Here is an 18,641-nt window from a genome sequence, read left to right as displayed (position 1 = left end):
AGGACGCTCCGGGGCGGGAGCCGGAGCCGGAGCCGGGACGCGGGCGAAGGCGCGGGCGCGGGCGCGGGAGGGGGTTCCGGGCGTCAGTCCGCTTCGAGGCGGGTGGTGAAGCTGAACCGGTCCCCCCGGTAGAGCGAGCGCACCCGCTCCACCGGCCGCCCGTCGGTGTCCCTGGTCAGCCGGTGCAGCAGCAGCATCGGCAGGGCCGGCGGGGTACCGATCAGCAGGGCCTCGCGCGGGGTCGCCAGCACCGTCTCGATCCGCTCGTCGGCGGCACCGAAGCCGATGCCCGCCTTCTCGGCGAGATAGGCGTAGAGCGAGGAACCCGGGTCGAACTCGACGTCCAGCGCCGGGACCCGGCCGACCGCGAGGTAGGTGCTCTCCAGACCCACCCGCTCGCCGTCCGCGAGCAGCACCCGCTCCAGGTGCCAGACCGGCTCGCCCGGGGCGATCCGCAGCTGACCGGCCAACTGCGGGTCGGCGCCGAGCCGCTCCAGCCCGATCAGGGTGCGTCCGGGGACCCTGCCCTGGCGTCGCACGCCCTCGGTGTAGCTGGCGAGCGAGAGCGGCTGCTCCAGCTTGGGGCCGGACACCACCGTGCTGCGCCCACGACGGCGGATCCGGCCCTGGATCAGCAGATCGCGCAGGGCCTGGCGGAGCGTCTCGCGGGCCACCTCGAAGCGGGCCGCGAGCTCGCGCTCGGTGGGCAGCACGCCGCCCTCGCCGAGCTCGTCGAGCAGCGCTTCCAACTCGCCCTTGACGGCGTAGTACTTGGGCACCCGGCCGTGCTCCGGGATGCCCGAGCGGATCGGTGCGCCCGGGCCGGACCGGGCGGCGGGGTCGGGGGTCTCGTCCACCCGGCCATCCTTCCAGATGGAGGGACCTGACCATGACAGCGCGTCCGGTGCGGCGCCCCTTCCGCACGCAGGCGTTCTGCACTGCGCGTCATTTGCCCGCAACCCCTTGACAGGTATAGACCACTCCGCTTGAGTTCTGGGTCAGCCCCGCACCGGCCCGCACCCCGGTCGGCCCGTCCCCCACGACGTGCCCCCACCACGCGGGGCTCCGGCTCCCCTGCCCCGACGTCCCAGCCTCCACGACCGTGCGGCCCCACACCGCACAAGGGGTGATCAAGTGTCCACGAAACGCCTGCTCGCACTGCTCTCCGCCGTCGCCACGGCGCTGGCGGTGATCCTGCTGCTGCCCGCGGCCAACGCCAGCGCCGCCGTCTGCGCCACGCCCTGGAACTCCTCGGCCGTCTACACCGGCGGCGCCGCCGTCTCCTACAACGGCCACAACTGGCTCGCCAAGTGGTGGACCCAGAACGAGCCACCGAGCACCGGCGGCTCCGGCGTCTGGTCCGACCAGGGCGGCTGCGGCGGCACCGGCCCGACGCCGACCCCGACCGTCACCCCGACGGTCACCCCGACGTCGACCAGCACGCCCAACCCGGGCGGATTCCCCGTCAGCCAGGCCCAGTTCGACCAGATGTTCCCGAACCGGAACCCCTTCTACACCTACCAGGGCCTGATCGACGCGCTCAGCGCCTACCCCGCCTTCGCGGCCACCGGCACCGACACCGTCCGCAAGCAGGAGGCCGCGGCCTTCCTCGCCAACGTCAACCACGAGACCGGCGCACTGGTCTACGTCGTCGAGCAGAACACCGCCAACTACCCCCACTACTGCGACAGTTCGAAGTCTTACGGCTGCCCGGCCGGGCAGGCCGCGTACTACGGTCGCGGGCCGATCCAGCTGAGCTGGAACTACAACTACAAGGCCGCCGGCGACGCCCTGGGCATCGACCTGCTGCGCAACCCCAACCTGGTGCAGACCGACCCGGCCGTCGCCTGGAAGACCGCGCTCTGGTACTGGAACACCCAGAACGGGCCGGGCACCATGACCCCGCATAACGCGATCGTCAACGGCTACGGCTTCGGCGAGACCATCCGCAGCATCAACGGCTCGCTGGAGTGCAACGGCGGCAACCCCGCCCAGGTGCAGAGCCGGATCAACGCCTACCAGCGCTTCACCCAGCTGCTCGGCACCGTGCCGGGCAACAACCTGAGCTGCTGACCCCACCCCGTCCGTCCGCTAGCACGCGACATGATCGCTAGCGCGTGCGCACACATGGCGAGCGGGCGACAACCATGGCACCGCTCGCCCCCCGTACCTCCGGGGGACGAGCGGTGCGCCGGCGAATATCGTCGCCGCGGTGGACGCCGCCGCCCTCCGCCCCTCCTAGGCTCGGGGCCATGAATGATCTTGGCAGCCTCGTCCAGCAGACCGCCGACCGCCTCGCCAGCCCCCAGGTCGGCGTGGTGGTCGCCGGTCTCGCCCGCGGCGCGACGGAGATCCGCGGCGCCGGGCGCACCGGCCCCGGCCCGGCCGGCGGGCGGCCCGGTCCGGACACGCTGTTCGAGATCGGTTCGGTGACCAAGGTCTTCACCTCGCTCGCGCTCGCCCGGCTGACCCTGGCGGGCACCGTCGCCCTGGACGAGCCGCTCGCGGACCTGCTCGCCGACGCGCTCCCGCCCGCCGTCACCGTCCCCGCCCGGGGCCCGGAGCCGATCACGCTGCGACACCTGGCGACCCACACCTCCGGCCTGCCGCGACTGCCCGCGGGCATGCTGCTGTCCTCCCTGCTCACCCCCAACAAGCCGGACCCGTACGCGCACTGCACCCCCGAGTGGCTGCTCGCGAGCCTCGCCCGCACCAAGGTCCGGACCGCACCGGGCCGCAGCTTCCGCTACTCCAACCTCGGCGCCGGCCTCCTCGGCCTCGCCCTCGCGCACCGGGCGGGCCTGGACTACGGCGAACTGGTCCGCCGAGAGGTCTGCGAGCCGCTCGGGCTCACCGACACGGTGCTCGCGCCCGACGCCGGACAGACGGCTCGGCTCGCCCCGGGCCACACCGCGGGCGGACGCCCGGTGCCGGGCTGGAACCTCGCCGGGCTCGCGGGGGCGGGCGCACTCAAGTCCACCGCCGCCGACCTGGCCGTCCTCCTGCGGGCCCAGCTGGCCACCGGCACCGACGAGGCCCCGCCCCTCGGACCCGCCATCGCCCTGACCCGCGAGGTGCGCCACCGGGTCAACCCGTTCGCCTGGATGCACCTCGGCTGGCTGGGCCACCGCCTGCACACCCGCCAGGGCGGCCACCTCCAGATCTGGCACAACGGCGGCACCGGCGGCTACCGCTCCTTCACCGCCTTCGACCCGGAGAAGCAGGTCGGCGTCATCCTCCTGGCCAACACCCGCCGCCCCGTCGACACCCCCGCCGTCCAACTCCTGCGCGCCCTCCAGACCACCCACGGATAGGCCCTCCCCCTCGGATCACGCACTCCCCCGGCCTCCGGCCGGGAGGGGCCGTCAACGACGCCCGCTCGTCCGACGTGATCCGAGGGAGACGCCCCGGCCGCCCGCCACCGGGCCGCGTGGAGGCGCGGCGAGCGGGGGTGGCGGGGCGCGTGGGAAGATGGCAGGGCTGGCGGCGACGATCTCCGGGCGGTTCCGGCCATGGTGACCGAGCATGGTGAACAGAGGGCATGAGCGGCGCGAGGGCGCCGGGCCCGGGCGACCCGACGGTCCGGAGGCCCTGCTGATGGTGCCGATCGCCACCGCGCTGATCGAGTCGAACGGCCGGATCCTGCACTGGAGCAGCGACGCCGAGGCGCTGCTCGGCTACTCCGCCGAGGAGGCCATCGGCGAGCGGGCCGCGCAGTTGCTGGCCTCCGACGATCGGCGCCCCGAGGTGCTGGAGCTGTTCCAGGGGATCCTGGACGGCCGCGGCTGGTCCGGCGTCTTCCCGGTGCGCCATCGCGACGGGCACCACGTCAACCTGGAGTTCCGCACCCATCCGATCACCGGACCGGACGGCAGCCCGCTGGTGCTGGCAGTGGCGTCGGACGTGACGACGCTGCGCCGGATCCAGGCGGACCTGGCCGTGCTGGACGGCTTCTTCACCCAGGCCCCGGTCGGCATGAGCGTGTACGACACCCGGCTCGCCTTCGTACGGCTCAACGAGGCGCTGGCGCGGATCAACGGCCTGTCGGTGGAGCAGCACCTCGGGCACCGGCTGACCGAGCTGCTGCCCGGCATCAACGGCGCGGAGAGCGAGAGCGTGATGCGCCGGGTGCTGGAGACCGGCGAGCCGGTGGTGGACGTCCGTTCGCACGGCCGCACGCCGGGCGACCCGACGCGCGACCACGCCTGGTCGGCCTCGTACTTCCGGCTGGAGGACCAGGGCGGGCGGATACTCGGGGTGAGTTCGACGGTCGTCGACGTCACCGAGCGTTTCCAGGCCGAGACCAGGGCCGCCCGCGCGCAGGAGCGCCTCGCCCTGCTGGCCGAGGCCACCGCCTCCATCGGCACCACGCTGGACCTGCGGCAGACCGCCCGGGAGCTGGCCGACGCGATGGTGCCCAAGGTCGCCGACATCAGCGGGGTCTTCGCCCTGGAGGCGCTCGCCGCCGGCCGCAGTGTCGAGCCGCCGGACCCCACCGCCCCGCAGCAGGTGCGCCGGCTGGCGCTGACCACCGCCGATCCGCTCTATCCGGCGGAGGCGCTGCCGGTGGACGAGGTCTACGAGCTGGCGCCCGACTCGCCGTACGCGCGGGCGCTGGCCACCGGGCGCACGGTGGTGGTGCCGTCCTGGGAGCTGCCGCCGCTGAGCGAGGCGATCACCGGCAGCCGCCGCCAGGCGTACCTGGGCGACCGTCCGCGCTCGGTGCGGATCACCCCGCTGGTGGCGCGCGGCACCACCCTCGGCATGATCGTCTACTCCCGGCGCGGGGAGCGGGAGTCCTTCGCCGAGGCGGACATCACGCTCGGTGACGAGCTGGCCTCCCGGGCGGCGGTGGCCATCGACAACGCCCGGCTGTACCTGCGCCAGCACCAGACGGTGCTGGCCCGCCAGGAGGCGCTGCGCGAGGCGAAGGCCGCGCAGGAGCGCCTGGCGCTGGTGAACACGGCCTCCACCCGGATCGGCACCACGCTCGACCTCGCCCAGACCGCCCAGGAGCTGGCCGAGGTGGCCTCGCCCCGGCTGGCCGACACGGTGGTCGTCGAGGTGCTGGACGATCTGGTGCGCGGCGAGCGCGAGGCGCGCCCGTCGGCCGACGGTTCGGCGCTGCTGCGGCGGATGGCCTTCCACACGGCCCGGGAGTCGACGCTGCGCCCGATCGACCGCACCGGCGGGGTGCACCGCTTCACCCCCTCCTCCCCCTACGCCTGGTCGCTGACCCACCGCTCCCCGGTGCTGGTGCCGCGGATGGACGCCGCCGGGCTGGCCTGGTTCCGGGACGATCCGGTGCGCGCGGCGGCGGTGCACGAGCAGCAGGTCCGCTCGTTCATGGTGGTGCCGCTGATCGCCCGCGGCTCGCCGGTCGGGGTGGCCGCGTTCTACCGGACCGTCTCCGAGCACCCGTACGAGGACGACGACCTGGCGCTGGCGGGGGAGTTGGCGGTGCGGGCGGCCGTGTCGATCGACAACGCGCTGCTGTTCACCCGGGAGCGGGACGCGGCGGCGGCCCGGCAGCGGGCGCTCGACGAGGCGTGGGCCGCGCAGCAGCGGCTGTCGCTGCTCAACGAGGCGTCCGGGCGGATCGGCACCACGCTCGATCTGTACCGCACCGCCCGGGAGTTGGTGGAGGTGGTGATCCCCCGGTTCGCCGACTTCGTCACCGTCGACCTGCGCGAGGCGGTGCTCGACGGCGAGGACCCGGCGCCGGTGCCGCCCGACGGCTCGGTGCTGATGCGGGCGGTGGCCGTCGGCGAGCTGGACGACCACGGCGTGATGGCGGACGCCGCCGACGCGATCGGCGAGACCTCGCAGTCGGCGCCGGTGTACGCGCAGAGCCTGCGCACCGGACGGTCGATCCTGGTCTCGGAGGTGAACGAGGCGGCGCTGCGCCGGATCGTGGCCTCGCCGGACCGGGTGCAGCCGAGCCTGGACGCCGGGGTGCACTCGTACCTGATGGTGCCGCTGCTGGCGCGCGGACTGGTGCTGGGCGGCGCGGAGTTCATCCGCACCCGCAATCCGCTGCCGTTCGGCCCGGCGGACCGCGCACTGGCCGAGGAGCTGGTCGCCCGCACCGCGCTGGCGATCGACAACGGCCGGCTCTACCGGCGGGAGCGGGAGACGGCGCTCACCCTGCAGCGCAGCCTGCTGCCGCAGGAGATCCACCGCACCCTGGGGCTGGAGCTGGCCTACCGGTACCTGCCGAGCAGTGTGGTCAGCGAGGTCGGCGGCGACTGGTTCGACGTCGTGCCGCTCTCCTCCGGCCGGGTCGCGCTGGTGGTCGGCGACGTGATGGGCCACGGCATCAGGGCCGCCGCGACGATGGGCCAGCTGCGGACCGTCGCCCGGACGTTGATCACCCTGGAGATCGCCCCCGACCGGGTGCTGCAGCGGCTGGACGAGGCCACCACGGCGCTCGGCGAGGGCCAGTTCGCCACCTGTGTGTGCGTGGTGTACGACCCGGTCGGCCGGCGGTGCACCGCGGCCTGCGCGGGCCATCTGCCGCCGGTGGTGGCCGACACCGAGGGCCATGCCCAGCTGGTCGAGCTGCCGCCCGGCGCGCCGCTCGGGGTCGGCGGGGTGCCGTTCGAGAGCGTCGAGTTCACCCTCCCCGAGGAGGGCATCCTGACCGTGTACACCGACGGCCTGGTCGAGCGGCGCGGCCGGGACCTCGACGAGGGGCTGCGGCTGCTGTGCCGCACCGTCGCCGACCGGCGCGGCTCGCTGGAGCAGACCTGCGACGCCGTGCTCTCCGAGCTCACCGGGCGCACCAGCGAGGACGACATCGCCGTCATCATGGCGCAGGCCCGGCCGGCCGGTTCGGACCGGATCGCCACCCTGCCGCTCGGCGACGACCACGCGATGGTGGCCCACTCGCGGCGCTTCACCCGGGAGACGCTCACCGAGTGGGGGCTGGGGGCGCTGGCCGACTGGGCCGAGCTGCTCACCAGCGAGCTGATCACCAACGCCCTGGTGCACGCGGGCTCGCCCACCCAGCTGCGGCTGTTCTGCGACCGCACGCTCACCGTGGAGGTGGCCGACCGGGACTCCGCCACGCCGCGGATCCGGCGGGCCGACGAGGAGGACGAGGGCGGGCGCGGCATCCACCTGGTGAACGAGCTCGCCCACCGCTGGGGCAGCCGGCGCACGCCGGAGGGGAAGGTGGTCTGGTTCGAGCTGGAGCTGCCACCGGGGCGGTAGCGCGGGGTCCCGCACGGGCGTCGGGGCGGCTCGCGCGTGCGGCGCACCGGGCTCGCCGGCCGCGACCTGCCGCGGGAGCGGGCCCCGCGCTTGCCTGCGCGCCGGGCCGGGCCGGGGCCGGGGCCGCTAGGACGTGCCCCAGGCGGCCGGTTCCGTCCAGGCCGCCAGGCTCCGGCGGCTCTCGAAGCGGCGCGGGCGGCCGGTCAGCGGGTCGGTGAACTCCACCGCCGAGGCGAGCAGTTGCAGCGGGCGCCGGAAGTCGTCCGGCGCCGGCTCGGGCAGCACCACCGGGTACACCGGGTCGCCCAGGATCGGCAGGCCCAGTCCGCTCATGTGCAGCCGCAGCTGGTGGGTGCGCCCCGTCGACGGCCTCAGCAGGTAGCGGCCCAGCCCGTCCCGCCGCTCCAGCAGCTCGATCCGGCTCTCGCTGTTCGGCGCCTCGTCGAGCTCGTGCGCCGCGATCCGCCCGCGCTCCTTCACGATGTGGCTGCGCACCGTGCGGGGCAGCTCCACCGCCGGGTCGTCCGCCGCCACCGCCTGGTACTCCTTGCGGACCAGCCGGTCGCGGAACAGCGTCTGGTACGCGCCCCGGTCCTGCGGCCGGACCACGAACATCGCCAGCCCCGCCGTCAACCGGTCCAGCCGGTGCGCCGGGCTCAGCGCGGGCAGCTCCAGCGTGTGCCGCAGCCGGGAGAGCGCCGTCTCCACGACGTGCCGCCCGCGCGGGGTGGTGGCCAGGAAGTGCGGCTTGTCGACGACCACCAGGTGCTCGTCCCGGTGCAGCACCTCCAGCGCGAAGGGGACCGGCACCTCCGGCGGCAGCTCCCGGTAGAACCACAGGTGCGCCCCGGGCCGGAACGGCTCCCCCGCCCCGACGGCCCGCCCGTCCTCCCCGACCACCGCGCCGGTGCGCAGCAGCCCGTCCACCCGCTCCGCCGCCACCGCCGGCAGCCGCTCCAGCAGGTACGCCCGCACCGTCTCCCACGGCCCGCCCGTCACGGGCAGCCGCAGGTGCACCGGATCCACCCCGAACCGCTGCGGAAGCGGCGAGGCCGGCACCGTACTCCTACGTCTCATCTCGCCCGCCACCCTACGTCCTGGCGGCCGTCCCAGAGGCCGGCCCGACGCGTTCGGGGCCCCGCGCCCGGGGCCGTCGGGATGCCGGTGGGGCGGGAGGCGGTGGAGAGTGGACGGGAGAGCGGTCGGTCGGAGGTGAGGACGTGGCCGTGAGCGGGGACGGGGCCGAGGACGGCGCGGTACCGCTGCCGCGGCTGCCCCGGCGCACCCGGCTGCTGCTGTACGGCGCCTTCCTGCTGCTCGTCGGCGCCGTGCTGGCCGATCTGCTCACCGGCCCCGGCACCACCCTCTCCCCCGTCCTGGCCGTGGCACCCGTGCTGGTCGGGGCGACCACCCGGCGCGCCCGGGTGCCGCTCGCGACCGGGGCCGCCGCGATCGCCGTGGCCGGGCTCCTGGAGGAGGGCAACACCCGTCTGCCCGGTTCCGTCCATCTCGCCTCGCTGATCACCATCACCGCCGCGACCCTCGCCAGCACCGCCAATGTCGTGCTGATCGCGGCCCGCGAACGCGAGCTGTTCCACGTCCGGACCGTCGCCGAGGCCGCCCAGCGGGCCCTGCTGCGCCCGCCGCCGGAACGGGCCGGGCCGCTGCGGATCGCGGTGCGGTACGTCGCGGCCGCCGCCGAGGCGCGGATCGGCGGCGACCTGTACGAGGTGGCGGACACGCCGTACGGGATCCGGGTCCTGCTCGGGGACGTCCAGGGGCACGGCCTCGCCGCGGTCGAGACGGCGGCGGACGTCCTCGGCGCCTTCCGCACCGCGGCCCGCACCGAACCGGACCTCGCCCGGCTCGCCGAACGCCTCGACGCCGCCCTCGCCGACCGCCCGGCCGACGGGCGGTTCGTGACCGCGGTGCTGCTCGGCGTGGACCGGGACGGCGCGGCCCGCCTGGTCAACTGCGGGCACCCGCACCCGCTGCTGCGCCGCGGGGGCCGGGTCGTCGACGTGGCCCCCGCCCGGCACGCCCCGCCGCTGGGGCTGCTCGCGCTGACCGGCGGGGGCTACCGCGCCGAGCCCGTCGACCCGCGCCCCGGCGACCTGCTGCTGCTGTACACCGACGGCGTCTCCGAGGCCCGCGACGCGGCGGGCGTCTTCTACCCCCTCGCCGCCCGCCTGCCGCGGCTGCCGGCCGTCTCCCCGGACGACCTGCTGGACGCCCTGCTCGCCGACCTCGCCGGCTGGGTCTCCCCCACCGGCCTCGCCGACGACGCCGCCGCGCTGGCGATCCGCTGGGAGGGCTGAGACGGCGCGGCGCGGGCGGCGGCATCGGCCGGGGGCCGTTGTCGGTGGGGCGTGCGAGGGTGGGGTTGCGGCCGGGACCGGCCGGGCGCCCGCGGCGGTGGCCGAGGGTCCAGGCGTTCGAGGGTCCAGGAATTCGAGGGTCCAGGAATTCGACGGTTCGAAGGGCGGTGCCATGGGGAGCAGGGCGAGCGGGGCGTTCGAGCTGACGGCCTTCGAGCCGGAGGAGACGGACGAGCAGCCGGGGGCGACGGTCGGCCGGGTGCGGATCACCAAGGAGTTCACCGGCGGCCTGACCGGCTCCAGCGTGGTGCGGATGCTGTCCGTGCTGGACGGCGCGGGCGGCCCGGCCGCGTACGTGGCGGTGGAGCGGTTCACCGGCACGCTGGACGGGCGGGCGGGGTCGTTCGTGCTGCAGCACGCGGCGCCGGGGAGCCACGGCGAGCGGCTGGCCATCCGGGTGGTGGAGGGCACCGGCTCGGGCGGGCTGACGGGGATCACCGGGGTGTTCGAGCTGGACGTCGACGAGGAGGGGCGGCACACCTATGTGCTGGACTACGCGTTGAGCTGAGGATCCACCGGCCCGTCGTGCCACGATGATGCGATCAGTGCACGAACGGCGCCGGAGGGTGACGGATGGCCAGGGTGTCCACGCGGACCGCGGCGGCGGCGCACGGGGTCGACGCGGTGATCCGCCGGTTGCGGGCGATCGCGGCCGGGCTGCCGCCCGCCGACGGGGTGGCGGTGTTCAACCGGATGTACCTGACCGTCACGCAGACCGTACGGGCCCGGCTGGACACCTTCGCCGACCCGCCCGCGATGGCGGTGCTCGACACGGTGTTCGCCCGGCGCTACCTGCGGGCGGTGGACGCGGTCGCGGCGCGGCGGCGCCCGCCGGCCTGCTGGCGGCCGCTGTTCGAGCTGCGCGCGCACCCGGGGGTGCACCCGGTCCAGTTCGCGCTGGCCGGGATGGCCGCCCACATCCAGCACGACCTGCCGCTCGCCGTCGTCGACACCTGCCGCCGGCTCGGGCGGGAGCCGGAGCAGGTCGAGGCCGACTACCACCGGATCAACGACCTGCTGGCCGGAGTTGAGGAGGCCGTCCGGGAGCAGCTGATGCCGGGACCGGACCTGCTGGAGCGGTTCGAGCCGCTGACCCACCGGCTCGGCGCGTGGTCGGTGGACACCGCCCGGGACGCCGCGTGGGGGTCGGTGCGGGTGCTCTGGGAGTTGCGTGCGCGGCCCCCGGCGGCCGGGGCGTTCCGCACGGCGCTGGACGGCGCGGCGGGGCTGCTCGGCCGCGCGCTGCTGCTGCCGCTGGGCCTGGGCGACGGGACGGCGGCGCCCGGCCCGCTCCCGGGCCCGCTCTCCGGCCCGGGGAACGGGCTGGAGAACGGGCCGGGACGAGGGTCCGGAGGCGGGCCGGGACGGGGGCCGGGCGCCGGGCGGAGCGAGGGCACCCGGGCCCGGACGGCTCAGCCCCAGCTGGAGTGCAGCGGCTTGCCCTCGGCGTAGCCGGCCGCGCTCTGGATGCCGACCACGGCCTTCTCGTGGAACTCCTCCAGGGTGGCCGCGCCCGCGTAGGTGCAGGAGCTGCGCACGCCCGCGACGATGGAGTCGATGAGGTCCTCGACGCCGGGGCGGGCCGGGTCGAGGAACATCCGCGAGTGCGAGATGCCCTCCTCGAACAGCGCCTTGCGGGCCCGGTCGTAGGAGGAGTCCTGCGCGGTGCGGTTGCTGACGGCCCGCTTCGAGGCCATGCCGAAGGACTCCTTGTACTGCCGGCCGTCGGCGGTGGTCTGGAGGTCGCCGGGCGACTCGTGGGTGCCGGCGAACCAGGAGCCGATCATCACGTTGGACGCGCCGGCGGCCAGCGCCATGGCGACGTCGCGCGGGTGCCGCACGCCGCCGTCGGCCCAGACGTGCCGGCCGAGCCGGCGGGCCTCGGCGGCGCACTCCAGAACGGCCGAGAACTGCGGTCGGCCGACGCCCGTCATCATCCGGGTGGTGCACATCGCGCCCGGGCCGACGCCGACCTTCAGGATGTCGGCGCCCGCCTCGACGAGGTCGCGCACCCCGGCCGCCGAGACGACGTTGCCGGCGACCACCGGGACCTGCGGGTCCAGGCCGCGCACGGCCCGCAGCGCGCTGATCATCGACTCCTGGTGGCCGTGGGCGGTGTCCACGACCAGCGCGTCGGCCCCCGCCTCCAGCAGGGCCTTGGCCTTGCCGGCGACATCGCCGTTGATGCCGACGGTGGCGGCGACCCGCAGCTTGCCGGCGGCGTCCACGGCCGGGGTGTAGAGGGTGGCGCGCAGCGCGTTCTTCCTGGTCAGGATGCCGACCAGGCGGCCCTCGCGGTCCACCACGGGGGCGAGCCTGCGGTGCGCCTCGCTCAGCCTGTCGAAGGCGTGGCGCGGGTCGATGTCCTCGTCGAGCAGCAGCAGTTCGCGGGACATCACCTCGGACAGCGAGGTGAAGCGGTCGACGCCCTGGCAGTCGGAGTCGGTGACGACGCCGACCGGCCGGCCGTCCTCGACGACGACCAGCGCGCCGTGGGCGCGCTTGGGCAGCAGCGAGAGCGCCTCGGCGACGGTGGCGCCGGGGTCGAGGGTGATGGCGGTGTCGTGCACCAGGTGGCGCTGCTTGACCCAGCCGACGACCTCGGCGATGACCTCGGTCGGGATGTCCTGGGGGATGGCGACCAGGCCGCCGCGGCGGGCCACGGTCTCGGCCATGCGCCGGCCGGCGATGGCGGTCATGTTGGCGACGACCAGCGGGATGGTGGTGCCGGTGCCGTCGTTGGAGGAGAGGTCGACACCCTGGCGGGAGCCCACGGCGGATCGACTGGGGACCATGAAGACGTCGTCGTACGTGAGGTCGTACGAGGGCTGGAGGTCGTTCAGGAAGCGCATGGAAAGGGGGCTCTCTGGCTGGGAGAAAAGACAGCTCGGGTGCGGGTGCGGCTCGGCCGCAGGGCGCACTCGGGCGCCCCTGCACCCGGCGTTCGATTGTCCGCGAGCCGTTCGCCAAAAGCCAGTTCGACCACGATTGCTGGGGCTGCACACAAGCCATGATCGAAGCTCCGCGCGTAGACCTGGAGGATCCTCCAAATACTCGGCTTTTCGCCCCGGCCGGGGCCGCTCCCGTAGCATTCACGCGGTGACGCGGCGAACGCCGTGATCGGCGAGGCGAGTGGGAAAGCGGCAGAGGGCATGACGGCGGCGGGCGTGGACATCGAGCAGGACAACGGCACCGGGACCGCCGAGGAGGAGACCGACTTCGGCCCCGGCCTGGACCCGGAGCGGCTGAAGCTCTGCCTGGAGGTGCTGGCCGAGCTGGACGAGCTGCACGTCGACCACCCGGACGCGATCACCGTCCGCAAGGCCGTCGGCGGCATATTCCGCACCCTGAAGCAGCGCCGCCGCCAGGAGACCCGGGCCCGCAAGACCGCCAACGACCGCGAGGTCACCGCGCGCACCGCCACCGGCGCCCCGACCCGGATCGACGACGAGACGGCCGGCGCGTTCGGCCTGACCACCGTCACCACCACCGAGATCGCCGGGATCCTGGAGCGTCCGCGCTCCTGCTACATCTGCAAGCAGCGCTACGTCGAGGTCGACGCGTTCTACCACAACCTCTGCCAGGACTGCGCGGTCAAGAACCGGGCCCGCCGGGACGCCCGCGCCGACCTCACCGGCAAGCGCGCGCTGCTGACCGGCGGCCGGGCGAAGATCGGCATGTACATCGCGCTGATGCTGCTGCGCGACGGCGCCCACACCACCATCACCACCCGCTTCCCGAACGACGCGATCCGCCGCTTCACCGCGATGCCGGACAGCGCCGACTGGCTGCACCGGCTGAAGATCGTCGGCATCGACCTGCGCGACCCGGCCCAGGTGATGGCGCTGGCCGACGAGGTCGCCGCGGACGGCCCGCTGGACATCCTGATCAACAACGCCGCGCAGACCGTGCGCCGCCCGCCGGAGTCCTACCGCGAGCTGATCGCCGCCGAGTCCGCCCCGCTGCCGGCCGGCGCGCTGCCGCAGTCCACCACCATCGGCCGCTTCGGCAGCGGCAGCGTCGACCTGCCCGCCCTGCCCCACCAGGCCTCCGGCGGCGGCGAGCGGATCTCCGCCGACGACGTCACCTCGCTCGCCCTGGTCACCGGCTCGGCGACGCCCGAGCGCATCCAGGCCGGCACCGCGATCGACGCCGGCGGCCTGGTGCCCGACCTCGCGGACACCAACAGCTGGGTGCAGACCGTCAGCGAGGTCGGCCCGGTGGAGCTGCTGGAGGTCCAGCTCTGCAACTCCACCGCGCCGTTCATCCTGATCAGCCGGCTGCGCCCGGCGATGGCCGCCTCGGCGTCCCGGCGCAAGTACGTGGTCAACGTCTCCGCGATGGAGGGCGTCTTCCAGCGCGGCTACAAGGGCGCCGGCCACCCGCACACCAACATGGCGAAGGCCGCGCTGAACATGCTCACCCGCACCAGCGCGCAGGAGATGTTCCAGACCGACGGCATCCTGATGACCGCCGTCGACACCGGCTGGATCACCGACGAGCGCCCGCACCCGGACAAGATGCGGCTCGCCGAGGAGGGCTTCCACGCCCCGCTCGACCTGGTCGACGGCGCGGCCCGGGTCTACGACCCGATCGTCCGCGGCGAGCAGGGCGAGGACCTCTACGGCTGCTTCCTGAAGGACTTCGAGCGCGCCGCCTGGTAGCCCCGGCCGGCCCCATCCGACGGAGGAACCCGCCATGACCACCGCACCACTGCTCGGCGCCGGCGTGATCGTGCCCACCGGGGACGGCCGGGTGCTCATCGGGCGCCGCACCACCGCGGGCGAGCCGCCGACCTGGAGCCTGCCCGGCGGCAAGGTCGACCCCGGCGAGTCCTTCGAGCGGACCGCCGCGCGCGAGCTGGCCGAGGAGACCGGGATCGTGCTGCCCGCCGAGGAGATGCGGGTGCTCGCGGTGCTGCTCGACCACGAGCTGGGCCGGCCCCGGCTGACCGCCGCGGTGCTCGCGCCGCCGAGCCTGGCGCCCGCCGCGGTCACCGAGCCGCACGCCTGCGGCGGCTGGGAGCGGCTGCCGCTGGACGCGCTGCCGGAGCCGATGTTCTACCCGTCCGGGCTGGTGCTCGCCGCCTGGCGGCCGGAGCTGGGCGGCGGCGGGCCGCGGGCCGGGACGCACGCGTACCCCGTCGTCCGCTGAGCGGCCGGCGGGGTGCGCGCGAGCGGCGGGTCCGGGCCGCCTCGCGGCCTCAGCCGTTGCGGGCCGCCTCCGGACCGGTGATCCGTTTGAGCAGCGGCAGCGTGGAGGCGATGATCCCTAGCGACACCGCGAGCCCGAGCAGCACCAGCACGAAGTACACCGCGCCCGGCGAGACCAGGTCGTAGCTCATCTGCGACCTGAGGAACATCGCCGCCGCGCCGAAGCCCGTGCCGGTCGCGATCGCCGCCACCACCAGCAGCGGCAGCGCGCTCTCCAGGGCGATCACCCGGCGCAGCAGGCCCAGCGGCGCCCCGGTCAGCCGGAGCATCGCGAACGGCCGGCGCCGGTCGGAGAGGCCGGCGACCACGCTGACCGCGAGGCTGCAGCCGGCGATCGGCAGGGTGGTGAGCAGGACGACGTCGGCCAGCTGCCGCCAGCCGGCGAGCTGCTGCTGCTGGGCGGAGCCCCAGTCCTGGACCGTCCGGGCGTTCTGGTCCGGGAAGGCCCGGCCGAGGATGGTGCGCACCCGTTCCTTCGCGGCCGTCGAGCCGTCCGTCGTCACGTAGAGCGACTGCACCGGCAGCCGGGCGGCCTCCTCGGCGGTGATCGGCGCGCTCGGCCACCGGGTGGCCTCCTGGGAGCGGAGCTCCAGGAACGCCCACGGCGCGACGGCCGCCACGGGGGCGCCGGGGGCGCAGTGGCCGACCACCGGGACGCCGGCGAGTTCCGCGCAGAGCACGAGGTGCGGCGTCGCCCAGTCGGCCGGGTCGGCCGGGTCGCGGGCCAGGCCCTGCGGGTTGGCGTGGGCGATCGCGAGGCCCCGGAAACCGGGGACGGCGCGCAGCTCGTCCAGGACCGGCTGCGGTACGGCGTCGGTCATCGGCGGTTCACCGGCCTCGGCACCCTGTTCCACCGCCGCCCGGGTCTGCGGGTCGCCGCTGAGCGTGCCCCGGTTGTGGTCGATGGTGCCGATGATGGAGACCGTCGCGGTGGTGACGAACAGCGCCAGGATCAGGCCGGCCACCGAGCGGAACCCGGCCTTGGGGTCGTCGGCGAGCCGTCGTACGGCGATCAGGGTGGCCGGGCGGCCGATCCGGGCGGCGACCGCACGGGCGGCCGCCATGGTCAGCCAGGGGCCGGCCACCACCAGACCGAGCATGATCACCAGGAAGCCGGTCAGATAGGCGGCGGTCTGTCCGTCGGTGGTGTGCGGGCGGCGGCCGACGAACCAGGCGAGTTCGGCGAGCCCGGCCAGCAGCGGCACGACCCGCCAGACGCTCGGCGGCCCCGGGGTGACCCGGCGGCTGACGCCGAGCGGGGAGACGCTCACCCGGCGCAGCGCGAGCCGGGCGGCCACCGCCGCCGCCAGCGGGACGGCGAGCAGCACGGCCAGAGTCTGGGGCGCGGTGAGCGCGAGGTCCTCGACGAAGAACCGGTCCCCGGTGAACGGGACGGTCGCCACCAGCGGGCGCAGCAGCAGGTGCAGTCCGAAGCCGAGGACGGTGCCGGCGGCCGCGGCCAGGGTGGACTCGGCGGCCGCGATCAGCGTGATCTGCCGGGGCGTCGCCCCGACCAGGCGCATCGCGGCGTAGCGCTGCTCGCGGGTGGCGGCGGAGAGCCGGGTGGCGGTGCCGATGAAGATCACCACGGGGAAGAGCAGCGCCCCGGCGACGACCGAGAGGATCAGGGTCATGGCGTCGCCGCGGGTGCCGGTGGCCGGGCAGTCGGCCTCGCAGAGCGGCGGCAGGGCGGTGGCGATGGTGGTGATGGTACGGGCGCCGGGCCGCTGCGCGAGGGCCGCCGGGTCCTGGCCGCCGATCAGCACCAGGGAGTCCGGGGAGGCGAGGGCGGCGTCGCCGATCTCGCCGGCGAGCCGGCCGGGGAAGCGGTCGGCCAGCTGGTCGGCGGGCCGCTCGCGGATGAGCTTCGCGAGGGCGGGCGAGGCGTAGTACTCGCCGGGTGCGGGCAGCTTCGCGAGGCCCGGCGGGACGGGTGAGGTGGGGCCGGTGGCGGCGACCTCGATGGACAGCAGCCGTTCGCCGTCGTAGAACTCGGGGCCGTGGTCGCGCCACCAGAGCGGGTCGGCGTCGGCCGTCCCGGTACGGCTCTTCGCACCGGAGTTGGCCCAGAGCATCCGTTCGTTCGTGGCGCCGACGGCGTTCACGGCCGCGATGGTGGAGAGCAGCAGCGCCACGCCGACGGCCGCGGCGGCGGCGATGGTGAGCAGCCGGGCGACGGCCTGCCGGCCGCCGCTGAGGGCCAGGCGCAGGGCGAAGGCGATCACGAGGCGACCCGCCCGGCGGGGGCGGCGTGGCCCGGGTGGCCGGTGGTGAGCATCCGGGCCCGTCCGTCGCGCACCATGACCTCGCGGTCGGCGTAGGCGGCGACGCGCGGCTCGTGGGTGACCAGGACGACGGTGGTGCCATGGTCGCGGGCGGCGGCGACCATCAGGGCCATCACCTGCTCGCCGGTGAGCGAGTCCAGCGCGCCGGTCGGCTCGTCGGCGAACAGCACCCGGGGGCGGGTCACCAGGCCGCGGGCGAGCGCGACCCGCTGGGCCTGGCCGCCCGACAGTTCGCCGGAGCGGCGGCGCTCCAGGCCGTCCAGGCCGAGCCGGGCGAACCAGGGGCGGGCCTCGGCGAGGGCGGCGGCCCGGCGGACGCCGCCGAGCAGCAGCGGCAGGGCGACGTTCTCCTCGGCGGTCAGTTCCGGGACGAGCTGGCCGAACTGGAACACGAAGCCGAAGCGGTCGCGCCTCAAGGCGCTGCGCCGGTTCTCGTCGAGGGTGTCGATCCGCTGCCCGTCGAAGCGCACCTCGCCCGCGTCGGGGACGAGGATGCCGGCCAGGCAGTGCAGCAGGGTGGACTTCCCGGAGCCGCTGGCGCCCATCACGGCGAGCACCTCGCCGGCCTCGGCGGCCAGGCCGGCGCCGCGCAGCGCCGGGGTCTCGCCGAAGGCGAGTTCGAGGTCGTGGGCTTCGATCAGGGGGGTCATGAGCGTACCTCCGCGGCGAGGGCGTCGAGGCGGGCGGTGGTCAGGTCGATCCACCGCAGGTCCGCCTCCAGGTGGAAGAGGCCGTGGTCGGCGAGCAGGGCGTCGACCAGCGGGCCGGTGCGGCGCAGTTCGGTGAGTTCGCGCATCCGGCGCAGATGGGCGGCGCGCTGGGTGTCGAGGTAGGTCTCGGCGTCGCGGCCGAGCAGCAGGGCCAGCACGACCTTCGTGAAGAGCACGGACTGGAGGGTGGGTTCGGGGGCGACGGGCTCGGCGAGCCAGTGCTCGAACTCGCTCACCCCGGCCTCGGTGATGACGTAGCGCTTGCGCTCGGGCCCGTCGCCGGGTTCGGCCTCGCCGGGGACGACCTTCCCGTCGCGGGCCAGCCGGCCGAGGGTGGCGTAGACCTGACCGTACGGCAGGGGCTTGCCGCGTCCGAAGAACGTGTCGTAGTCGCGCTTGAGGTCGTAGCCGTGGCTGGGCTCGCGCTCCAGCAGCCCGAGAAGGGTGAGGGGAACACTCATGGGGGGACCATACACCAGAGGTATACACCGGGTGTATACCTGCCGAGAATACGGCCCTGACCTGGAAGAACGTGAGGTCTTTCGCCGGTCCGGGAACGCCGCGAGCGGGGGACGGCCCCAACTCCGTCCCCCGCTCTGCACAGCGGCCCGGCGAGCCCCCACAGCGGGCCGGGCCTGCGCGTCCCCGGCACGAGGACGCGGCCGGCACCCAGCCTGCCCCCTTCGACCCCGTGCCGCCGAGGGCCGAACGTCCCGGTCCTGCGGCCCCGTCAGGGCCCTTGGGCCCGCGCCGCGTGAGCCCGCCCGACTCTTGTGCGAGGGGCCGGTGCCGGGAGAGATTGGGATCCGACGGGCCGAACCACGCCAACAGCCGTGAGGA

The 18,641-nt window shown here is 75.0% G+C and carries 14 protein-coding genes; 8 read left to right on the top strand and 6 right to left on the bottom strand.

Annotated elements, in window-relative coordinates; all coding sequences use genetic code 11:
• Positions 1-83: 83 nt before the first annotated feature.
• The gene (locus ACF1AK_RS18050; RefSeq protein WP_391499743.1) at positions 84-857 is read right to left on the bottom strand and encodes a GntR family transcriptional regulator; all 774 of its coding nucleotides are present in this window, start codon (positions 855-857) and stop codon (positions 84-86) included.
• A gap of 277 nt (positions 858-1,134) precedes the next feature.
• Between ACF1AK_RS18050 and ACF1AK_RS18045 the strand changes: the two genes are divergently transcribed.
• The 3 genes from ACF1AK_RS18045 to ACF1AK_RS18035 all read left to right on the top strand — a co-directional run bounded on the left by ACF1AK_RS18045 (position 1,135) and on the right by ACF1AK_RS18035 (position 7,215).
• On the top strand, positions 1,135-2,073 hold the full coding sequence (locus tag ACF1AK_RS18045) for a glycoside hydrolase family 19 protein (RefSeq protein ID WP_391499742.1): 939 nt from the start codon (positions 1,135-1,137) through the stop codon (positions 2,071-2,073).
• Between the two features lie 179 nt (positions 2,074-2,252).
• Positions 2,253-3,314, top strand: coding sequence for a serine hydrolase domain-containing protein (locus ACF1AK_RS18040; RefSeq protein ID WP_391499741.1), 1,062 nt, complete (start codon positions 2,253-2,255; stop codon positions 3,312-3,314).
• A 211-nt stretch (positions 3,315-3,525) separates the two neighbouring features.
• Complete coding sequence (locus tag ACF1AK_RS18035; protein ID WP_391499740.1) at positions 3,526-7,215, top strand: SpoIIE family protein phosphatase; 3,690 nt, start codon at positions 3,526-3,528, stop codon at positions 7,213-7,215.
• Positions 7,216-7,341: 126 nt separating this feature from the next.
• Here the strand turns inward: ACF1AK_RS18035 and ACF1AK_RS18030 are convergent, their stop codons facing one another.
• On the bottom strand, positions 7,342-8,292 hold the full coding sequence (locus tag ACF1AK_RS18030; protein WP_391499739.1) for a pseudouridine synthase: 951 nt from the start codon (positions 8,290-8,292) through the stop codon (positions 7,342-7,344).
• Between the two features lie 149 nt (positions 8,293-8,441).
• On the opposite strand from ACF1AK_RS18030, the gene ACF1AK_RS18025 reads away from it, so the two are divergent.
• From ACF1AK_RS18025 to ACF1AK_RS18015, 3 genes are all read left to right on the top strand, one after another.
• On the top strand, positions 8,442-9,533 hold the full coding sequence (locus tag ACF1AK_RS18025; protein WP_391499738.1) for a PP2C family protein-serine/threonine phosphatase: 1,092 nt from the start codon (positions 8,442-8,444) through the stop codon (positions 9,531-9,533).
• A gap of 172 nt (positions 9,534-9,705) precedes the next feature.
• A complete protein-coding gene (locus tag ACF1AK_RS18020) occupies positions 9,706-10,101 on the top strand; it encodes a DUF3224 domain-containing protein (RefSeq protein WP_391499737.1) in 396 nt (131 codons plus the stop codon).
• A gap of 74 nt (positions 10,102-10,175) precedes the next feature.
• Positions 10,176-11,045 carry a DUF5995 family protein gene (locus ACF1AK_RS18015; protein WP_391499736.1) on the top strand — a complete coding sequence of 290 codons (870 nt, stop codon included), beginning with the start codon at positions 10,176-10,178 and terminating at the stop codon, positions 11,043-11,045.
• Here the strand turns inward: ACF1AK_RS18015 and ACF1AK_RS18010 are convergent.
• Positions 11,006-12,445: a GuaB1 family IMP dehydrogenase-related protein gene (locus ACF1AK_RS18010; RefSeq protein WP_391499735.1), complete on the bottom strand. Its 1,440-nt coding sequence runs from the start codon at positions 12,443-12,445 to the stop codon at positions 11,006-11,008. The two genes, ACF1AK_RS18015 and ACF1AK_RS18010, sit on opposite strands and share 40 nt — an antisense overlap.
• Positions 12,446-12,766: 321 nt before the next feature.
• Between ACF1AK_RS18010 and ACF1AK_RS18005 the strand changes: the two genes are divergently transcribed.
• Entirely contained in the window at positions 12,767-14,257 is a 1,491-nt protein-coding gene (locus ACF1AK_RS18005) for an SDR family NAD(P)-dependent oxidoreductase (protein ID WP_391499779.1), read from the top strand.
• 34 nt (positions 14,258-14,291) lie between these two features.
• Entirely contained in the window at positions 14,292-14,747 is a 456-nt protein-coding gene (locus tag ACF1AK_RS18000; RefSeq protein ID WP_391499734.1) for an NUDIX hydrolase, read from the top strand.
• A 49-nt stretch (positions 14,748-14,796) separates the two neighbouring features.
• On the opposite strand, the gene ACF1AK_RS17995 is transcribed toward ACF1AK_RS18000, so the two are convergent.
• From ACF1AK_RS17995 to ACF1AK_RS17985, 3 genes are read right to left on the bottom strand one after another with little or no spacing between them, the layout of a single operon-like run.
• Positions 14,797-17,031 carry an FtsX-like permease family protein gene (locus ACF1AK_RS17995; RefSeq protein ID WP_391499733.1) on the bottom strand — a complete coding sequence of 745 codons (2,235 nt, stop codon included), beginning with the start codon at positions 17,029-17,031 and terminating at the stop codon, positions 14,797-14,799.
• Complete coding sequence (locus tag ACF1AK_RS17990) at positions 17,028-17,741, bottom strand: ABC transporter ATP-binding protein (protein ID WP_391499732.1); 714 nt, start codon at positions 17,739-17,741, stop codon at positions 17,028-17,030. Before ACF1AK_RS17990 ends, ACF1AK_RS17995 begins: the two co-directional genes overlap by 4 nt.
• The gene (locus ACF1AK_RS17985; protein ID WP_391499731.1) at positions 17,738-18,262 is read right to left on the bottom strand and encodes a PadR family transcriptional regulator; all 525 of its coding nucleotides are present in this window, start codon (positions 18,260-18,262) and stop codon (positions 17,738-17,740) included. The genes ACF1AK_RS17990 and ACF1AK_RS17985 overlap by 4 nt, the downstream gene beginning before the upstream one ends.
• Positions 18,263-18,641: the final 379 nt, after the last annotated feature.

Origin of the sequence: Kitasatospora sp. NPDC015120, from assembly GCF_043080305.1 — a bacterium.
Classification (GTDB): Bacteria; Actinomycetota; Actinomycetes; order Streptomycetales; family Streptomycetaceae; genus Kitasatospora.
Note: the sequence above shows the minus strand (reverse complement) of the source record. Positions and strands in the feature narration are given on the sequence as shown.

Coding starts and splice junctions, on each gene's coding strand:
- ACF1AK_RS18040 (WP_391499741.1), top strand. CDS start 2,253: ATGAATGATCTTGGCAGCCTCGTCCAGCAGACCGCCGACCGCCTCGCC.
- ACF1AK_RS18035 (WP_391499740.1), top strand. CDS start 3,526: ATGGTGAACAGAGGGCATGAGCGGCGCGAGGGCGCCGGGCCCGGGCGA.
- ACF1AK_RS18030 (WP_391499739.1), bottom strand. CDS start 8,292: ATGAGACGTAGGAGTACGGTGCCGGCCTCGCCGCTTCCGCAGCGGTTC.
- ACF1AK_RS18020 (WP_391499737.1), top strand. CDS start 9,706: ATGGGGAGCAGGGCGAGCGGGGCGTTCGAGCTGACGGCCTTCGAGCCG.
- ACF1AK_RS18010 (WP_391499735.1), bottom strand. CDS start 12,445: ATGCGCTTCCTGAACGACCTCCAGCCCTCGTACGACCTCACGTACGAC.
- ACF1AK_RS18000 (WP_391499734.1), top strand. CDS start 14,292: ATGACCACCGCACCACTGCTCGGCGCCGGCGTGATCGTGCCCACCGGG.
- ACF1AK_RS17990 (WP_391499732.1), bottom strand. CDS start 17,741: ATGACCCCCCTGATCGAAGCCCACGACCTCGAACTCGCCTTCGGCGAG.
- ACF1AK_RS17985 (WP_391499731.1), bottom strand. CDS start 18,262: ATGAGTGTTCCCCTCACCCTTCTCGGGCTGCTGGAGCGCGAGCCCAGC.